The sequence below is a fragment of the Actinomadura madurae genome, from assembly GCF_047130825.1.
GTDB lineage: Bacteria > Actinomycetota > Actinomycetes > Streptosporangiales > Streptosporangiaceae > Spirillospora > Spirillospora madurae.
On sequence record NZ_CP083237.1, the window covers coordinates 6,264,549 to 6,281,383 of the forward strand.

14 protein-coding genes and 2 tRNA genes are annotated in these 16,835 nt (G+C 67.7%); 10 read left to right on the top strand and 6 right to left on the bottom strand.

Annotation, left to right across the window (positions count from 1 at the left end; genetic code table 11):
- The first annotated feature begins 717 nt into the window (after nucleotides 1–717).
- From K8Z49_RS28545 to K8Z49_RS28555, 3 genes are all read left to right on the top strand, one after another.
- Complete coding sequence (locus K8Z49_RS28545; protein ID WP_412515680.1) at nucleotides 718–981, top strand: hypothetical protein; 264 nt, start codon at nucleotides 718–720, stop codon at nucleotides 979–981.
- A 70-nt stretch (nucleotides 982–1,051) separates the two neighbouring features.
- On the top strand, nucleotides 1,052–1,174 hold the full coding sequence (locus K8Z49_RS28550; RefSeq protein ID WP_412515681.1) for a hypothetical protein: 123 nt from the start codon (nucleotides 1,052–1,054) through the stop codon (nucleotides 1,172–1,174).
- Between the two features lie 215 nt (nucleotides 1,175–1,389).
- A complete protein-coding gene (locus tag K8Z49_RS28555; protein ID WP_412515682.1) occupies nucleotides 1,390–1,815 on the top strand; it encodes an HIT family protein in 426 nt (141 codons plus the stop codon).
- 724 nt (nucleotides 1,816–2,539) lie between these two features.
- Here K8Z49_RS28555 and K8Z49_RS28560 read toward each other — a convergent pair.
- Nucleotides 2,540–2,612, bottom strand: a tRNA-Arg gene (locus K8Z49_RS28560).
- A gap of 190 nt (nucleotides 2,613–2,802) precedes the next feature.
- Between K8Z49_RS28560 and K8Z49_RS28565 the strand changes: the two genes are divergently transcribed.
- Together K8Z49_RS28565 and K8Z49_RS28570 are read left to right on the top strand one after the other, a co-directional pair.
- Nucleotides 2,803–3,231 carry a hypothetical protein gene (locus K8Z49_RS28565; RefSeq protein ID WP_021593853.1) on the top strand — a complete coding sequence of 143 codons (429 nt, stop codon included), beginning with the start codon at nucleotides 2,803–2,805 and terminating at the stop codon, nucleotides 3,229–3,231.
- Between the two features lie 136 nt (nucleotides 3,232–3,367).
- Nucleotides 3,368–3,459: transfer RNA gene (locus K8Z49_RS28570), tRNA-Ser, on the top strand.
- A 338-nt stretch (nucleotides 3,460–3,797) separates the two neighbouring features.
- Here K8Z49_RS28570 and K8Z49_RS28575 read toward each other — a convergent pair.
- Nucleotides 3,798–4,391: a TetR/AcrR family transcriptional regulator gene (locus K8Z49_RS28575; RefSeq protein WP_024934766.1), complete on the bottom strand. Its 594-nt coding sequence runs from the start codon at nucleotides 4,389–4,391 to the stop codon at nucleotides 3,798–3,800.
- A 93-nt stretch (nucleotides 4,392–4,484) separates the two neighbouring features.
- Between K8Z49_RS28575 and K8Z49_RS28580 the strand changes: the two genes are divergently transcribed.
- From K8Z49_RS28580 to K8Z49_RS28595, 4 genes are all read left to right on the top strand, one after another.
- The gene (locus tag K8Z49_RS28580) at nucleotides 4,485–5,342 is read left to right on the top strand and encodes an NAD-dependent epimerase/dehydratase family protein (protein WP_412515683.1); all 858 of its coding nucleotides are present in this window, start codon (nucleotides 4,485–4,487) and stop codon (nucleotides 5,340–5,342) included.
- The gene (locus K8Z49_RS28585; protein WP_412515684.1) at nucleotides 5,342–6,166 is read left to right on the top strand and encodes an oxidoreductase; all 825 of its coding nucleotides are present in this window, start codon (nucleotides 5,342–5,344) and stop codon (nucleotides 6,164–6,166) included. The genes K8Z49_RS28580 and K8Z49_RS28585 overlap by 1 nt, the downstream gene beginning before the upstream one ends.
- A 522-nt stretch (nucleotides 6,167–6,688) precedes the next feature.
- Nucleotides 6,689–7,768: a DUF3500 domain-containing protein gene (locus K8Z49_RS28590; protein WP_412515685.1), complete on the top strand. Its 1,080-nt coding sequence runs from the start codon at nucleotides 6,689–6,691 to the stop codon at nucleotides 7,766–7,768.
- Between the two features lie 643 nt (nucleotides 7,769–8,411).
- Complete coding sequence (locus K8Z49_RS28595) at nucleotides 8,412–11,012, top strand: hypothetical protein (RefSeq protein ID WP_412515686.1); 2,601 nt, start codon at nucleotides 8,412–8,414, stop codon at nucleotides 11,010–11,012.
- Nucleotides 11,013–11,053: 41 nt separating this feature from the next.
- Here the strand turns inward: K8Z49_RS28595 and K8Z49_RS28600 are convergent, their stop codons facing one another.
- A complete protein-coding gene (locus tag K8Z49_RS28600) occupies nucleotides 11,054–12,319 on the bottom strand; it encodes a hypothetical protein (RefSeq protein ID WP_412515687.1) in 1,266 nt (421 codons plus the stop codon).
- 484 nt (nucleotides 12,320–12,803) lie between these two features.
- On the opposite strand from K8Z49_RS28600, the gene K8Z49_RS28605 reads away from it, so the two are divergent.
- Nucleotides 12,804–13,871 (top strand): trypsin-like peptidase domain-containing protein, encoded by a 1,068-nt coding sequence (locus K8Z49_RS28605; RefSeq protein ID WP_412515688.1) that lies wholly within the window; start codon nucleotides 12,804–12,806, stop codon nucleotides 13,869–13,871.
- Between the two features lie 27 nt (nucleotides 13,872–13,898).
- Here the strand turns inward: K8Z49_RS28605 and K8Z49_RS28610 are convergent, their stop codons facing one another.
- From K8Z49_RS28610 to K8Z49_RS28620, 3 genes are read right to left on the bottom strand one after another with little or no spacing between them, the layout of a single operon-like run.
- The gene (locus K8Z49_RS28610) at nucleotides 13,899–14,888 is read right to left on the bottom strand and encodes an alpha-ketoacid dehydrogenase subunit beta (RefSeq protein WP_412515689.1); all 990 of its coding nucleotides are present in this window, start codon (nucleotides 14,886–14,888) and stop codon (nucleotides 13,899–13,901) included.
- Nucleotides 14,885–15,841 (bottom strand): thiamine pyrophosphate-dependent dehydrogenase E1 component subunit alpha, encoded by a 957-nt coding sequence (locus K8Z49_RS28615; protein WP_250359101.1) that lies wholly within the window; start codon nucleotides 15,839–15,841, stop codon nucleotides 14,885–14,887. The genes K8Z49_RS28610 and K8Z49_RS28615 overlap by 4 nt, the downstream gene beginning before the upstream one ends.
- Nucleotides 15,838–16,818, bottom strand: a complete 981-nt coding sequence (locus tag K8Z49_RS28620) for an alpha-ketoacid dehydrogenase subunit beta (protein ID WP_075022819.1) — start codon at nucleotides 16,816–16,818, stop codon at nucleotides 15,838–15,840. The genes K8Z49_RS28615 and K8Z49_RS28620 overlap by 4 nt, the downstream gene beginning before the upstream one ends.
- Between the last annotated feature and the right edge of the window lie 17 nt (nucleotides 16,819–16,835).

The following is a 16,835-nucleotide window of genomic DNA, read 5'->3' on the forward strand; positions in this document are numbered from 1 at the left end:
TCGCCGCGACCGGTACCGTCCCATGCCCGCCGCCGCGGCGAGGGCGGGCAGCACGGTGGAGACCAGCAGGACGCCGATCCGGCGCGGGCGGCGTGCCAGCCTGCGCCAGTCGGCCCAAACCACCCCTGCCGGAGCCGTCCGCCACGCGGGCCAGGAACGGGAACGCAGCAGGCGCCCCCGCCAATGGTGACCCTCGGCGAGGCGCCGGGGACCAGGACGGCCCACGCGGCGGCGACGTGACCGGTTCGGGTGGAGGCGCCCAGCAGGGAATGGGCGGGCATCCGTCCGAGCGCACCCCAGACGAGCCGAAGCAGCACCGCAGTGACGGCCGCGCACGCCGACGCCAGGGCCGCGCCCAGGGACACCGGCGCACCGCGCGATCCCTCACCGAGATCGTCGTATCCGCAGGCGCCCGCCGGGGCTTCGGCTTCGCCCAGGTCCGCTGGGATGGCGGAGGTTTCCGCCTGTGGCAGGTCATGACCTACCTCCCCAATCCGCGCCATCGGCTCCGCAAGGGCCGCACTTCCGCAAGCGTCTCGGACGACTTCCGAGCCCGATGCCGGGACGCTCGACGTCCTTAAGGCTCACCACAAGCGCCAGATCCCCGACAAGCTCAGCTCGTCCTGAAAAGGTGGCTCCCGGCGGGCGCCCGCGCATGTGGTGGCCGCCCTGCTCGGGCATGCAACGGGCACGGGCCAGCGCCGTGGGAACATTGGGATGACCGCTGACCGGGACGCTCGTGAGCACGTCAAGCTCTGGGCTTGCGCCAAGTCCAATGGGGAACCGGTCTATGAATTGGTGGCTGCAGAGCGACTGCCGGACGGGCGATACAAGATCCTCGTTACACCAGCCCTCGTGCTCGGGTGCGCCGCAGGCGACATCGTGATTTTCAACGAGGTGATGCGCGCTCAATTGCTACACCGTGGCGGCACCTGGCAGTTCAAGCGGCTCCGGTTAAGAATTCGTCCCCACGGATGTTGATCGGCTGCGCGAGGCGATGACTCCGCCGAGTGGGCTGGCAGAAGCTCCTGCCGATCTACAGTTCGTCGTTGTGACCGTTCCTGCGGCTACGGGCTTCTCGCGCATCGAGTCGATCATGAACGAATGGGCCGCCACAACCAACGCCGAGTGGTGGTACAGGAACGACAATGGTGCGCTGTTGACCTGGTGGTAGCCGCCGCGTGGCACCCGGTCCAGCAACGGACGGATTCTGCCAAGGGTGGCGAAGCCACGACCGTAGTAACGCCCGAAGGCCACCCTGGACAGGAACCGTCCGCCGCCACCCTCAACACATCGGATCGGGGGAGCCCCGCACCCTTCCAGACCGGGTCGCAATGTCCCTGAGCCAGGGTACTTCCGCCGGGGACGCCCGCATGCAACTCTGCCTGAATGACTGACGAATGCCCCTTTTGCGCAATGGGCTCGGGTGAGATGGATCGCGATTTGATCCCACTGCGAACTGAGCAAGTCTTCGTCTCACTAGCCAGAAAGCAGCGACGCACCAACCCTGGACATGTTCTGGTCTGCCCAGTCGAGCACGTGACCGCTCTGTACACGGTTGAGCCGTCCCTGCTTGCGGCAGTGTTCAGCGTGGTCGCCCGCATCACACGTGCGGCACCGTTGGCCTTCGGCGCCGTAGGGACCACCGTGCTCAACAACAACGACGCCCCAGACCAGGTGATCTCCCACCTACACGTGCACGTCATCCCGCGCTTCGACGGCGACAACCTGGTGATCCCTAACCCGGACAAGGCTCCAGCATCCCGAGAGCTGAGGGTCCAGCTCGCGTCACGCCTACGGCAGGCGCTGACCTGAGGCGCGACGGCGCGACCATGGGTCCTTCTATCTCCCAAAACGCCGAACTCCGCGCGCTGGGCGGAATGCGCCGCGCCTTGGTCAAGCGCGGCCTCCACGTCCAGTTTCGCAACACGGTGCCGGGCCTGACGGTCACTCGCACGGGAGGGACGACAAAGGACGTCATCGGCTGCGTCGTGGTGGACCGCCGCAAGGGCGAGATCTCCTCATGGCGGCTGGACAACCTGCACGGGGTCACGGAACTGGACGGCGCGGCGGACGCCCGCCGCCCTCCGCACCACGTTCATGGCCGAGTCGGCGCCCCCCGACCAGCCGAGTGCTCGGCCATGAGGTCGTGGACCGCAACTGCCCCTGATGACGTAACAGCAGCCGTCATCACGCTGCAACGCCGGTTCGCTGGGGGCCTCGGTCTGGTTCGGGCTACACACCTTCCGGTGGTGGGCCATGGGTGCCGGGTTCTACGTGGTGGATGCTCGTTGAGGCAACGACGCCCATGCAGCTCACGGACAGGATGGCCGAGGTCTCCAGGTCAGCTGTGCCTGCCGACGTAGTCGGGTCACGTGGCATCCAGTAGTCGTAACAGCCGGGGCAGGCTGGACGTACGTCAGCGCGCGGCGGCTGAGGCCATGAGCAGCGCCCGCTTCGGAGCTTGACCTGTCCCTATGGCTCCCAAGGCGCACGCAAAAGCCCCCTCGCGGAGATCGCAAGGGGGCTTTGAGCTGGGCGCACCCGAAGGGATTCGAACCCCTAACCTTCTGATCCGTAGTCAGATGCTCTATCCGTTGAGCTACGGGTGCCTGCCGGAGCTAACTGTACCGGCTCCCTGGACCTGTGGGCGAATCGGTTGTCGGACGCGAGGGCCCGGCGCAGGTGTGACTTGAGTCACGGAACCCTTTGTGGCGAAGGTACGCCAAAGGTGTGATTGAGACGGGTGTGACCTGGGAGTCTTGATCCCGTTCAAGCCCAACCCCCTGAAGGAGAAACCCCATGCGCATTTCCGCCACCAAGCTGGTCGGCGTCCTCGCCGTCGGCGGCCTGATGCTCGGTTCGACGGGCTGTGGCGCGATCGACACCATCGCCGGCGGAAAGAAGAAGACCGCCTGCAAGAACATCGAGACGGAGCTGCGCAGCTTCTCGACCAGCGGCATGTCGATGTCGTCCCCCAGCGGCGCTTCGGCGACCGCGCAGAAGTTCTCTGACACGGCCTCCAAGGTGCGGTCTGAGGGGCAGAGCGCGGGCGGGGACGTCGAGACGGCCGCGACCGCGTTCGCCGGCGACCTCGACGAGACCGCGTCGCTCCTGCGGAGCCTGCAGTCCGGCTCGACGAGCCCGCGCCAGCCCGACCTCTCGAGCATGCGGCAGCACGGGAACGACCTGGCCGAGGCCTGCGGGTTCACCGGCTTCCGCCTGGGCTGACGTTCGGCGCACCGCTCCCGCGGCCCCGGGAGCGCACGCGCTCGAAGGCGATTCCGACTATCCTGACGAGCACGCAGGTCACGCTTTGCCGGTTGGCTCGCCGAACCGGTAGCCTGTCCTGAGCCTGATGGCTGCTGGAGGATTCGCCTAGTCCGGTCTATGGCGCCGCACTGCTAATGCGGTTTGGGTTCACGCCCATCCGGGGTTCAAATCCCCGATCCTCCGCCACTCTGAGCAGGGACTTCGTCCAAGATCTCAATCTGGACGAGGTCCCTGTTGCTTTTGTTGGCTTTGGATGGCACCTGGTGAGCACGAGATGTCGTGGAGGCGCTACCGAGCCAGGTCAGAGCCCCGAAGTGGATCATCGGAATGCCTACGCCGCGTGTTCGGTTCGGCTCTTGCGCCGGTCCGCCGGGCGGCCGACTCGGCTGGCACGTCGTCGGCCGACGTGCGTGGGACGACCGCGACGCCTCAGCAGCGGCCCTCGACACTGGGCACGTCCAGGGCGGATGTACGGATGTCGGTCTGTTGATCACTCGACCGGCAGGGCAGGAGGGAGTCGGGCGTCAGGTGTAGGCGGCGACAAGATCGGGGAGTAGCCGCTGGGCGCGGGTGGGGCCCCCTTTGATTCGACCGTCGAGTGTGAGGGTGACCAGGCCGTGGAGTTGGGCCCAGAACAGGTCGGTGACCGTGTCCTGATCCCTGCCCGGTGCGCGGGTGCCGGCGGCAGCGGCGAGCAGGTGGAAGCAGTCGAGCGCGCTCTTGGGCGTGTTCGGTTCTCCGAAGGGGACGCCGCCCAGTCCGTGCATCAGCCGGTACAGGTACGGCTCGGCCATCGCGAACGCCCAATACTCCTCGGCGGTCGCCAGCAGCATGTCCGTCTTGTTCCGACACTGGGCCCGGCCGAGTCGTTCGGCCAGTTCGGCGAAGCCGGTGTCCACAACGGCGACCAGCAGGTCGTGCTTGTTCGAGAAGTACTGGTAGACCACCGGAGCGGCGTAGCCGACCCGGCTCGCGACCGCCCGCACCGTGACGGCGTCATAGCCGCCGTGTTCGGTTGCCAGCGCCCGGGCGGCGTCCAGCAAGCGGCGCCGGAGGCGCTCGCGTGCCTGTGCGCGCTCGTCGCTGGGCCCCTTGATTCGTCCATCCGACCCTGGCACTGAGCATCCCTCGGTTTTCTAACAACGGTAGACAAGCCTAGCCGAGCACGGCTACGGTCGATTTCTAACAACGTTAGAAATCAAGGGGACTTCATGCTGGTCTTAGTCACGGGAGCCACGGGCACCATCGGCAGTGCGGTCGTGCGGGCACTGCGGCGGCGCGGGCACGATGTCATCGGCGTCGTCCGAGCGAACACGGGACTGCCGGACGGGGTCGCCTCCATCACGGCCGATCTGTTCGAGCCCGAAGCGCTGGCCGATGTGCTGCCACGGGTGGACGCGTTCGTGCACGCCGCCTCGAGCAACGATGAACGTGCCGGTGGTCTCGACCACGGCGTGGTCGAGACCACCCTGCGGGCCTTCGCCGGCACCGACAAACCTCTGCTGTACACCAGCGGGCTGTGGCTGCACGGCAACACCGGGGCCGAGCCCGCCACCGAGGACTCACCGTTCGACCCGCCAATGGTCGTGTCGTGGCGCCCCGACGTAGAACGGATACTCGCCGAGGCCGCACCGCAAGTGCGCACGGTCCGCATTCGGCCGGCTCTGGTCTACGGCGACGCGCGCGGCTATGTCCCGGTCCTGCTCACCCCGCAGCAGCAGGACGGCACCAGCGTCGTTCGCCATCTCGGTGACGGCGGTAACCGATGGGCCACCGTGCACGCCGACGATCTCGGCGACCTGTACGCGCTAGCGGTCGAGTCCGCGCCACCTGGGTCCGTCTACCTTGGCACCGCTGGGGATTCCGTCACTGTCGCCGATGCCGCCAGGGCCGTCGCCGAGCGCGTCGGCGCCACGGTCGCCCCATGGGACCCGGACGACGCCCGGCGGCATTGGGGCGTCATGGTCGACGCCTTCATGCTCGACCAGGTCGCCAGCAACGCCAAAGCCAGCGGCGAGCTCGGCTGGAAACCGCACCGGGCCGGCCTCATCGACGAACTCGGCGCCTGATGCCGACGCCCAAGATCTGGTTCCTCACCGGGGCTTCCCGTGGCCTGGGCCGCGCGTTCGCTGAGGCGGCGCTCAGCCGCGGGGATCGGGTCGCCGCAACCGCACGCCGAACCGACAGCCTGTCCGACCTGGCGGCGCGGTTCGGCGATGCGGTCCTGCTGATTCGGCTGGACGTGACCGACCGCGCGGACTGCTTCGACGCGGTACGGCACGCGCACGAAATATTCGGGCGCCTCGACGTCGTGGTCAACAACGCCGGCTATGGCCTGTCCGGCGCTGTCGAGGAGGTCACCGAAACCGAGGCCCGCGCCCAACTGGACACCAACCTCTTCGGTGCTCTGTGGGTCACCCAGGCGGCGGTCCCGATCCTGCGTTCGCAGCGCACCGGCCACCTCGTGCAGATCTCCAGCCTCGGCGGGGTGGCCGCACTGCCTCTGCTCGGGCTCTACCACGCCTCCAAATGGGGACTGGAAGGCTTCACCGAATCGCTCGCCCAGGAAGTCGCTCCGTTCGGGGTCAAAGTGACCATCGTCGAGCCTTCAGCGTTCCGAACCGACTGGTGGGGCGACTCGATGAACAAGGCCACTTCAAACCCCGCCTACGACCGCGCCCGAGATGACCTGCACGCGATCACCGGCGAACCGGCCGGCGACCCCCAACGGGCAGCGACCGCACTACTTTCCATCGTGGACTCACCGGAACCGCCGCTGCGAGTGCTGTTCGGCGTTCAAGCCTACGACGTCGCCACGGCGACGTACCGCCGCCGCTTGACTACTTGGGCCGAATGGGAGACGACCTCCCGCAGAGCCGACTCCGCAAACTGACACATCCGCTCATGCCGCCGACCGCGGGCTCAATCCGACCGCGATGATCCGGAGCAGTTGCCCGACTGCCCGGTCGGCATCTTTGATGTTGGGAGACAACCAAGGAGGCCGTGTGGCCGAGGGTACTGAGAATTGGCGGCTCATCCTCCAGGCGGCCCGATCTGCGCGACCTCCAGATCGCGGCACGCCATGCAGACCCGAGCACCACCATGCGCTACGACCGGGCCCGCAACAACCTCGACCGCCACCTAACTACAACTCGCCGCCTACATGGCGTCCGGCACTTGAAACGAGGGCAGCAGACCGGAACGCGCTGGTCTGCCGATGAGCGGATGGGCGGCTGTAGGGCGGTTCGGGCACGTTTGCACCGCGGCAGCAGGAAAGGTTCAGGCCTGCGCCGCCAGGATGGTCCGCATGCAATGATGTTCGAGTCTGGTATTCGTTGCCCACATTTACCCGTCCCGGGCCGACGCAAAGCGCTGAACCGGGGGTGCGCAGGCCTTGAGATCGGAGATGGACGCAGTGGACGAACTGCCGCGGACTGCTCCTGAGACCGCGCGTGCGATGGCCGAAGCCGCAGCCGCCTTCCTTGCGGCGCTGACCGAGGTGCAGCGGGACAGGGTCGGATTCGACTTCGCCGATGAGGCTCAGCGGCGTGATTGGTCGTTTCTGCCCGCCAGGCAACGCGACGGCTTGCCGATCGGCGCGCTCGACGAGGCGCAACGCAAGCTGGCGCACGAGTTGATCGTGTCCGGTACCAGCATGCCGGGTTACGCCAAGGTCGTCTCTGTGATCGCCATGGAGCATGTGCTCCGTGCGCTGACCGCTGTGAAACGTCCGGCCAGCGCAGACCTGTTCGACCCGGGGCGGTACTGCTTCAAGGTGTTCGGCCGCCCCGGTGACACCGGCGCGTGGGGCTGGCAACTCGCCGGGCACCATGTTTCGCTCAACTTCACTGTGGTGGACGGACGTTATGTGTCTCCCACCCCCTGCTTGCTCGGCTCGCAGCCGGCCGCCTTCGGCACACTCGCTCCGCTCGCCGATGACGAAGAAGCCGGCTACCGCTTCGTCAATTCCCTCGACCCCGCGCAACGTGCCTCCGCGATCATCCACCATCGACCGCCGCCGGATCTGGCGACCCGCATCACACCCAAGATCGGCCACCTCGAGCGGCCGGACCCGATGTTCGCGCCCGAACCCGACTACGTGCTCAGCGAGGCCGAGCGCGACATCCTCAGCTACGTGCGCGACGACCCCAGGGGACTACCCGGGAGCGCGCTGCGCGAGCACCAACTCAGCGCCCTGTTCGCCGTCGTCGAAGCGTTCGCCGGGCGGCTGCCATCGGACGTCGCGGCAGCGCAACTCCGCAACATCGAGCACGCCGGCCTGCAGAACCTGGTGTTCGCCTGGGCCGGCGGCACATCACCCGGAGACCGGCACTACTTCCGTATCCAGGGACCGGTCCTGCTGATCGAACACGATAACTCTCAAGACAACGGTGCCCATATCCACTCGGTCTGGCGCAACCCCGCCGACGACTTCGGCGACGACATCTTGGCCGAGCACTACCGTCAGCACCACTTGACCCCTAAGAACCGGTAATACCGCTCAGACGCCGACCGTCCCAGGCGAGTCCCTCTCCGTGAGGGTGTGGGCATCGCTGTTATGCAGGTCAGCGTGCCGGTGGGAGCGCTGAGGACGGACGAGCCGGATCGCGACCACGTGGCCAACGATCCGGCCGAGTCCCGTCAGAGTCGAAGCGTCAACGCACTCTTCTGCCGCTGAGAGGATGCTCGACAGCGGTCTTGAAGCCCATTTGGTGGGCGAGCTCCACCCCGTGCCGATGTGCGGATGTCGCAGGCCCTCGATTGAAAACGCCGTGGCGCCTGGCATCCTGCTGCCCCAGCCCATGCCTGTGGGGCGACGCGTCGCACACCAAACCGGGGGCGCTGGAGCAGCGGGCTCCAGCGCCCCCGGCTGTGCTAGGCGCCGAGAAGATGGTCGACGATGGCCCTTACCCCACCCGCGATAGCGCCGCTGATAGCGGCGCGTATCAGGATCCAGCGCTTGGTCTTGGGGTGCTCTTCGGTAGTCATGTGGCTCCTTGCCCGTTGCAGGTGATCGGAGCGTCGGCCGACGTAAGCACCACTCTCGGCGCTTCGGGAAGTGGACGTTTCAGTCGCGATCAGTTCTGGCAAGGACCGGCTTCAGTGCTGTTCAGACATGCTGAGGACGGATCTGCGAGATGATGCGTGCGATGAGTGGCGATGGGAAGAGCCGCCCCGTACGTCGGCCCCGGCGGATTGCGCAACCTCGGCTACCGCCGGGACCGCTGCAGGACCTCAAAAACCTGCTGTACCGCCTGTATGTCGAGGCCGGCGCACCGTCCTTGGACGACATCCACCACCAAGCCGAGTTGGCGGGAACCGAGGCGGTGGCTGGATGGCCGGGTCGGGACACCATTCATCGGATCATCGGTGACGCAGGCTTGCCGCCCTCACAGGGCGACACGATGGCGGTCGCAAAGGTACTGGCCCGTCTTGCACGTTGGGACGTCTCGGACGCCGTCGGCCGTGTGAGGGAGTTGTGGGTCCAGGCGCAGATGACCGTGCCGGTCGGCATGCCAATCGGCACTCTGGATCCGTTCGCGCTAGAAGTGCGCCGCGCGATCAGCGCCGCCGCCGATTCCGGGCCCCTGCCCGTTCTGCCGCGGTACATCACACGCGCCCATGATGCGCGACTGACACAAGTCGTAGCGGAGGCCAGTGAGGGACGAAGCGCGATCGCGGTCCTGGTCGGCTCTTCCTCGACCGGCAAGACCCGCGCATGCTGGGAAGGGATACAGGCTCTGCCCCGCAGTTGGCGATTGTGGCATCCAATCGATCCGACTCGGGCGGAGGCGGTACTGGCGGGGATGGACCGCGTCGGTCAGCAGACCGTGGTGTGGCTGAACGAGGCGCAGGAGTACCTGGCTCATCCCACGCTCGGGGAACGTGTCGCGTCCGGTCTGCGAGAGTTGCTGCGCGCACGTGACCGTGCACCGATTCTGTTGTTGGCCACGCTTCCGCGCGAGCAGTGGGCCCGTATCAGCGCCCGTCCTGAAGACGGCATCGATAGATTCGCCCAAGCCCGGGAGTTGCTGGTCGGCCATCAGATCCACATTCCGGATTCGTTCACCGCCGAGGATCTGACCGTGCTTCAGAACGTTGGCGAGGAAGACCCCCGGTTGGCGGAGGCAGCCGCTCACTCGGTCGACGGTCTCGTCACGCAGTATCTGGCCGGCGTTCCGGTTCTGCTCGACCGCTATCAATCAGCCACTCCAGTAGATCGCGCCCTCATCCATGCCGCCTACGACGCCCGGCGGTTGGACTGCGGGTCAGACGTGCCGTTGCCGGTACTCGCGGATGCCGCATTCGGCTACCTCACCGATCTGGAGCTCAACGAGCTCTCCGACGATTGGCTTGAGAAAGCTCTCGCGCGACTCACTCTCCGCAGTCACGGTGTTCCGGGTCCGCTCAGCCGTGTACGTCCTCGCCGGGGCATCCCTTCCGGTGGGCCGTTCTACCGGCTGGCCGATCCACTCTGGGAGTATTTGGATCGTGGCGGTCAACCTATTCCCGGTGAATTCTGGGACGCCGTCCTTGCGCATGAGCTTCCAACGGCAACGCTGCGCCTTCTGGCTGAACAAGCCACTGTCCGATGCCAATTCGAACAGGCCGCGCTCTTGTTGGGTTCCGCAGCTCAGCAAGCACCCAGGGAGGATCGCGCTGAAATATATGCACTCCTGGGGGAGTTCCTCGCATATCGAGGTCTGCACGTCTTGGCCAGTCAGTATTCTGAGGCCAGTGCCCGCATAGGCAGCGTGAACGGCATGGTGACGCTGTCGCTGGCCGCCGAAGATCGCGGCGACATCGACGGGGCACTTCACTGGGCAAAGCGAGCCAGCGCCGCGGGCAACGATCGAGCGTTCTTCCATGTGTATTGGCTACTGGCGAATCACGAGCGGTTCGACGAGGCCGAAGCCTGGATTCGTCCGCTCGCCGACCAGGGCGACATCACGGCAATTCGTTTCCTCGCTGCTCAACTCGCTGAGACCGGGCGGATCCCCGAGGCCGAAGAGCTCTTGTGGCCCGCCGCCCGCGACAACCTCCGCCGGTGCCGCCGTGACTTGATCGATCTTCTCTACAAGGCAGGCCGACGCGACCGGATTTCGGCTTTGTTCGGGCAGCTGGCGGACAACGGCGATGACGACGCCCAAGAATGGTTGAGCGCCGTAGCCGGATGGGACGAGAACCAAACCGAGCGCGAAACAGACCGGCCTGGAAACCGTCCGGACCCACAAGAGATGGCCGGCCATGGTTCCTCGTACGTATTCGGACAGCGATTTCCGGCCTTGGACCGTGCTGCCGAACTTGAGGCGGCCGGGGACCTCGACGCGGCCATCGATATACTTTCAGCCGCACTACCGGTACAGCACTGGCCACTACTCCAGAAACTCAGCGCATTGTTAGAAGGACGAGGAAGATCCGAGGAGGCCGTGGCCGTCTGGCGGTTCATGGCGGAGACCGGAAATCCTGCGGCGCTGAGGGAGGTCGATCACATTCTCAGGCGCTGCGGACGTGCCATCCAGGCCGAAGATCTGCTACGTTCCAGCATCATCAGTGGCCGCACTTACGCTTCCACACCTTCATTGTCCGATCCGCACATTCTGGACATACTGACCGCCCACCTTGAGGCCGAAGGGCGCGCCGACGAAGCCGCATCCGTTCGTATGTGGGGCCTCGATCCATCCGGTGCCACGGCGCGTGCGTGGACGTATCCTGCCCCGACAACACACGACGGTTGATTCAGCCCCGGTCGATCACCCGAACTGGCACCGGTTGGGGGTCAGGTGCGGCGGTGGCCGGGGTCGAGTCGGTCCGCGAGTTCTGTCAGTACCGAAGACCGGCGCTGCTCACGCTCGGCAAGCGTTGCGTCGGATCGGGTCGATAGCCGGTCACCGGCGAGCGCGGCCTGGGCGGCCAGCATCCGAAGCCGCGGCCCGAGCCGGGCGAGCTCCTCGTCCGGCCGCACGGCGCGGGACAGCAGGTGCACGACCTCCGGGTCCTCGTTCTCCAACGCCCGCGTCACCGTGCTCGCGTCGACCGGCGCGCCACGGTCAAGGAGAGTCCGGGCAAGGTCCACATCGACAGCGTGCGCGCCGACCCGCAAGGAGTTCTCGACCGGGACACCTTGTTCGAGCAGCCACGCGATGGCCTCGAAGGCCCGATGGCGAAGGGCCACCTCGAGCGGACTCAGCCCGCTGTCAATCTCCTCCGCCGGATCACAGCCCATCGCCACAAGGCGCGCGAGCAGCGCCACATCGTCATCGGCCGCCGCCCGTTCCAGGGCCAGCCGCCGGAGCCGACGCTGCCCGGCGAGCGTGCCCTCGTCCAGCGCGCCCCGCCAGTCGAGCACGGTCGCCCGGACGAGCCGGCGCAGCTTCGCCGCGGCCGACCGGGCGTCCGGGTCGCCACGGGTTCCCAGTTCCTCGATGGCGTCACGTATCTCTGCGCCCGTGTCGCCTTGGCTCTCCCAGGGATCCCGATCCAGGACGAGGCGGCCGAACAGCGCATGCAGGTCGTCCGCGAGCCGCCCGGTGCGGTCGCCGGTGGACAGCTCCCATCCGGGTGGCAGTCCCTGCCGCCAGCAGACGATGGCGCCGTGGTCCGGGCCGGCGGCGGTGTGCACGTAGACGCGCTCGAGATACTCGAAACCACCGATCGGCAGGTGGACGAGGCCGCCAGACCAGTCCGGCTGGTACTCCTCGGCCAGTCCGCATTCGTGATCGATCCAGCCCCACAGGTCGTGGTAGCCGTCGCTGTCGGGATAGAACAGCTCCACCAACGACAGCGGGACGTCCTGGCCGTCGAGATCAGCGCGCAGGTCGTAGTCGAGCCGTCCGCCAAAGGCGGTGCGCCACAGCGCGATGAGCGGATCGGGCAGCGGCCCGGCGCAGCGCTCGGCCACCGCATCGAGGACCGCATCGTCGATCGGCGGCTGCGCGTCCAAGATCAGGCGTCCGGCGAACAGCGCCAGGCCGGCTTCGCTGAGAACGCGATGTTCCCGGTCAGAGAGCGGGTCCGGCAGCGCGTCGTCCGATAGGGCCATCACCCCGCGAAGCCTAGAGGCCAGGCATGCCCCCAATCCACGATCCGGTGGTGACGGGCGATCCTGTCGATCGGCCAGCCCTCGCTGGAGTGCTTGTCCTGGACGAGTCCCTATCTGGGGGACGCTGGCGTGGTCCGTCCTCGTGGGAGACCCGTCCGGGGGTCCGTCTACACCTACGGGTCTTTCTCGTTTCTGGGGGTCCGCCGCTGTTGAATGCGGTAGCGAGCGGCTTGGGCGGCGACGTGTAGTGGCCACTCGCTCCGGCAAGCTTTCCGTTTGTTACCAGACCGTTCTCTAGATATTTGCTATGAGTGAATGAGCTTATCTGTTTCGAATCGTGTCCTGGAATCGCGGGTGAGTGCATGGGGAGGCGAGGCTTGCCATGGCTGGCCAGAGCGATCACCGGCACACCTGCCGCACCGGTCTGCGATTAGATGGACAATGACGTCTCTGATCGCATCCGACCGCTTTGAGGGGCTCCCCGGGGATGGACGAGCGACCGACTGATACGGGCCGTGTACGCGCGGCCCGTTTCACTCCGGGACTCGTTCGTGTGCTGAGTGCGGAGGGCGACGGGGTCGGCCTAGGGCTACTTGTCGGTGAGCGCGAGATCGTCACCTGCGCGCATGTGGTGAATTATTCGCTGGACCGCGACACCATGGCCGACGGAGTACCGGCTGTTCCCATACATCTCGACTTTCCTTTCGCCACGTCGGGACGCAGGTTCACGGCCGAGGTGGTCGCTTGGGCACCGCTCGCCGAGGACGGCCGCGGGGACGTCGCGGGGCTCAGATTGCACGGCCCTCCGCCGGAGGCGGCCATTCCCTCGTCAATGACGGCCGTCGACGACCTTTTCGGTCATCCGTTCCAGGTCTTCGGTTTTCTGGACGGCCATGAGACGGGTGTGTGGGTGACCGGAGAGCTGCGCGGTTCCGACATCGTCGGGAGCCTGCACCTGGTCGGTGAGGCGCAGAGCGGCCTGCGGGTCAGCCCGGGATTCAGCGGGTCCCCGGTATGGGACGGCCGGCTGGAGGCGGTCGTCGGCATCACCAGCCGGGCGGCGATCGGAGCGGGAACCGCGCCCAGCGCGTACTGCCTGCCCGCGGCGACCATCGTGGACGCCTGGCCGGAGATCGAACGTACGCTGCGTCCGCCATGCCCGTTCCGCGGTCTGCAGGCCTTCCGGGAGGCGGACGAGGAGTTCCTGTTCGGCCGCACCGAGCCGGTCCGCCGGCTCACCGAGGAACTGCCGCGGCACAGGTTCTCGATCATGGCGGGCCCCTCCGGATGCGGGAAATCCTCACTGCTCAACGCGGGGGTCGTGCCCGCTCTCAAACGTCGCTCCGACCTGTTGGTGCGGGTGTGCCGTCCTGGCGTGTCGCCCCACGTCGCGCTGACCGAGGCGGTGGCGCCGCGGCTGATCAGGGAGTTCGGGACGGAGGGGGCCGCCTCCCGGGGCCATGCCGTCCTCGTGCGGGAGGCGGCCGCCGAACTGGACCGGGCGGAAAGGGAGCGGCTGGTTCTGATCATCGACCAGCGACGTGCCCGGCAGTGATCGCGCCGCCTATCCGATCGCGCCTGGTCACGTCTGCAGGGGCGGGCGGTCCAGGGCGGTGAGTACGGCCCGCCGTACCTCCTCGGGTCCGGGCAGGTAGGCGTCCTCCAGGGGTGGGCTTACCGGAATCGGCTGGAACGGCGCGGCGACCCGCTCGATGGGCGCGTCGAGGTGGTCGAACGCCGCGCGGCCCACCGCCGCCGCGATCTCGGCGCCGAATCCCGAGGCGCCGACCGCCTCGTGCGCCACCACCAGCCGGTTCGTCCGGCGCACTGAGGCGACGATGGTGGCGAGGTCGAGCGGCACCAGTGTCCGTGGATCGATCACCTCGACCTCTGTGCCGTCCGCGGCCAGGTCCTCGGCCGCGGCCAGCGCCTCGTGCACCATGCGTGACAGCGCCACGACGGTGACGTCACGGCCCGGGCGCAACACCGCCGCTTCACCGATCGGCACGGGCTCGATGGGCTCCTGGACCTCTTCGGCACGGAAGTACAGCGTCTTGTTCTCCACGACCACCACCGGGTCGGGGTCCTCGATCGCTGAGGCGAGCAACCCCGCCGCGTCGGCGGCGCGGCTGGGCATGACGACCTTCAGTCCCGGCACATGGCACAGCCAGCTCTCCAGGCTCTGCGAGTGCTGCGCGCCCGCTCGCTGGCCGGCCCCGCCCTGGGTGCGCAGCACCATCGGCACCGAGAGCTGCCCACCGGACATGAACCGCGCCTTGGCCGCGGTGTTCGCGAGCTGGTCGAGGGCGAGCGTCAGGAAGTCGATGTACATGATCTCCAGAACCGGGCGGAGCCCGGACTGCGCCGCGCCGATGGCGATACCGCAGATCGCGGCTTCGCTGATGGGGGTGTCCCGCACACGCTCAGGGCCGAACTCGTCCACAAGCCCTCGTGTGATCGTGAACGGGCCGCCCGCGGAGACGTCCTCTCCGATGACGAACACCCGCGGGTCCGCGCGCATCGCATCGGCGAGAGCGCCGCCGACGGCCTTGGCGTAGGTCGTGCGGGTCATGACGCGTACACCGAGGCCGCGGCGAGTGCCTGCGTCGGATACGGGCTCTGCCCGGCCCACTCGACGGCGTCGTCCACGGCGGCGACGGCGTCCTCCCGCGCCGACTTCGCCTCTCCGGCGTCGAACCAGCCACGCTCGACGCCCGTCTCCTCCAGCCGCACGATGGGATCGAGCCGCCTCCACTCCTCGCTTGAGACCGCGTCGCGATAGCGGTCGGGGTCGCCTTCGTAGTGTCCGCGAAGGCGGTGCGTCAGGGCTTCGAGCAGTGCCGGGCCTCGTCCCGCCCTGGCCCCGTCCAGCAGCTCGCCGAACGCGTCCCACACGGCGGGGGCCTCACTGCCGTCGACCGTCGCGGAGGTCACGCCCCACGTGGCGACGAGGTCGCTCACCCGCTCGACCGGGGTGTGCGCGGAACGCGGGGTGAACTCGGCGAACCCGTTGTTCTCGCATACCAGCACCACCGGAAGCCGCCACAGCGCGGCGAGGTTCACCGACTCGGCGAACACCCCCGACTGGACCGCCCCGTCCCCGAAGAACACGACCGCGACAGCGTCCTTGCCGAGCATCCGGGCGGCGAGGGCGCTGCCGAGCGCCAGGGGGACGGTGCCTCCCACCACTCCTGTGGCCCCGAGCATCCCGTGCGCGGCGTCCACCAGGTGCATCGAGCCGCCCATCCCCCGGCACAGACCGCGAGCCCGTCCCATCAACTCGGCCATCGTCTCGCGAAGCGGGGCGCCTTTGGCGATCACATGGCCGTGGGCCCGGTGGCCGCTGTAGACGACGTCGTCGTCGCTCAACTGCCCGCACACGGCGGCGGCGACGCCCTCACCGCCGATGCTGAGGTGAATCAGCCCGGGCACCTGGTCGGCGCGCTTGAGCCTGCCGACCCTCTCCTCGAACACGCGGATGCGCCACATCGTCCGCAGCGCCGCGCGTGCCTGGTCGCCGTTCACGCCCTGCCAGCCGGCGCGCCGACGACCTTCCGTGCGGCTTCGACGATGCGTTCCTCGTTCGGCAGTACGTACTCCTCCATCGGCCGGGCATAGGCGATCGGCGCGTCAAGTGCGGTGACCTGCATGATCGGCGCTCGCAGATACGACCAGCCGTGCTCGGCGACCTCCCCCGCGATCACCGTGGCGACCGACCCGTGCCGGGGCGCCTGGTCCACCAGCACCAGCCGCCCGGTGCGCGCCACGGACGCCAGCACGGTCTCGGTGTCCAGGGGGGCGATGGTCCTCGGATCGATCACCTCGGCCTCGGTGCCCTCCGCGGCCAGGCGCTCGGCGGCGGCCAGGGCGAGGGACACGGTCCAGCCGGTGGCCACCACCGTCACATCGGTCCCGGGCCGCTTGACGTCGGCGACGCCGAAGGGGACGACGTGCTCGCCCTCGGGCACCGGCCCTGTCTCCAGCAACTGGAGGAAGCTGTGCAGGTACAGGACGGGGTTGTCGTCGCGGATGGCGCTCGTCATGAGGCCCTTGGCGTCGGCGGGCGTCGAGGGCAGCGCCACCTTCAGGCCCGGTACGCCCAGGAACATGCCGTAGATGGAATTACTGTGCTGGGCGCCCCACCCGGCGGCGAATCCGTAACCGGCCTTCAGCACCATCGGCGCCGTCACACGGCCACCGCTCATGTAGTGGAAACGGTTCGCCTCGTTGACGACCTGGTCCATGGCGACGAGGAGGAACTCCGCCATCGTGCAGTCGACGACGGGACGCTTCCCCGCCAGGGCGGCCCCGGCGGCCATACCGATCTCGGCTGTCTCGGAGATGGGGGTCACCCTGACGCGTTCGCCCGGGAACGCCTTCCGGAAGCTCTCGTAGTGGTCCTCACCTATGGTCTGCCCGAACAACACGACGTCTTCGTCGCGCGACATCTCCCCATGTACGGCTTCGGCGATCGCGGCGACGAACGGAATCTCGTGGCTCATGCTCTGCTCTCCTGGCT

What these genes read in the sequence shown, in the direction of transcription:
- K8Z49_RS28580 (WP_412515683.1), top strand. Translation starts at nt 4,485, where the DNA reads ATGCTGGTCTTAGTCACGGGAGCCACGGGCACCATCGGCAGTGCGGTC.
- K8Z49_RS28595 (WP_412515686.1), top strand. Translation starts at nt 8,412, where the DNA reads ATGATGCGTGCGATGAGTGGCGATGGGAAGAGCCGCCCCGTACGTCGG.
- K8Z49_RS28545 (WP_412515680.1), top strand. Translation starts at nt 718, where the DNA reads ATGACCGCTGACCGGGACGCTCGTGAGCACGTCAAGCTCTGGGCTTGC.
- K8Z49_RS28565 (WP_021593853.1), top strand. Translation starts at nt 2,803, where the DNA reads ATGCGCATTTCCGCCACCAAGCTGGTCGGCGTCCTCGCCGTCGGCGGC.
- K8Z49_RS28605 (WP_412515688.1), top strand. Translation starts at nt 12,804, where the DNA reads ATGGACGAGCGACCGACTGATACGGGCCGTGTACGCGCGGCCCGTTTC.
- K8Z49_RS28585 (WP_412515684.1), top strand. Translation starts at nt 5,342, where the DNA reads ATGCCGACGCCCAAGATCTGGTTCCTCACCGGGGCTTCCCGTGGCCTG.
- K8Z49_RS28610 (WP_412515689.1), bottom strand. Translation starts at nt 14,888, where the DNA reads ATGACCCGCACGACCTACGCCAAGGCCGTCGGCGGCGCTCTCGCCGAT.
- K8Z49_RS28620 (WP_075022819.1), bottom strand. Translation starts at nt 16,818, where the DNA reads ATGAGCCACGAGATTCCGTTCGTCGCCGCGATCGCCGAAGCCGTACAT.
- K8Z49_RS28555 (WP_412515682.1), top strand. Translation starts at nt 1,390, where the DNA reads ATGACTGACGAATGCCCCTTTTGCGCAATGGGCTCGGGTGAGATGGAT.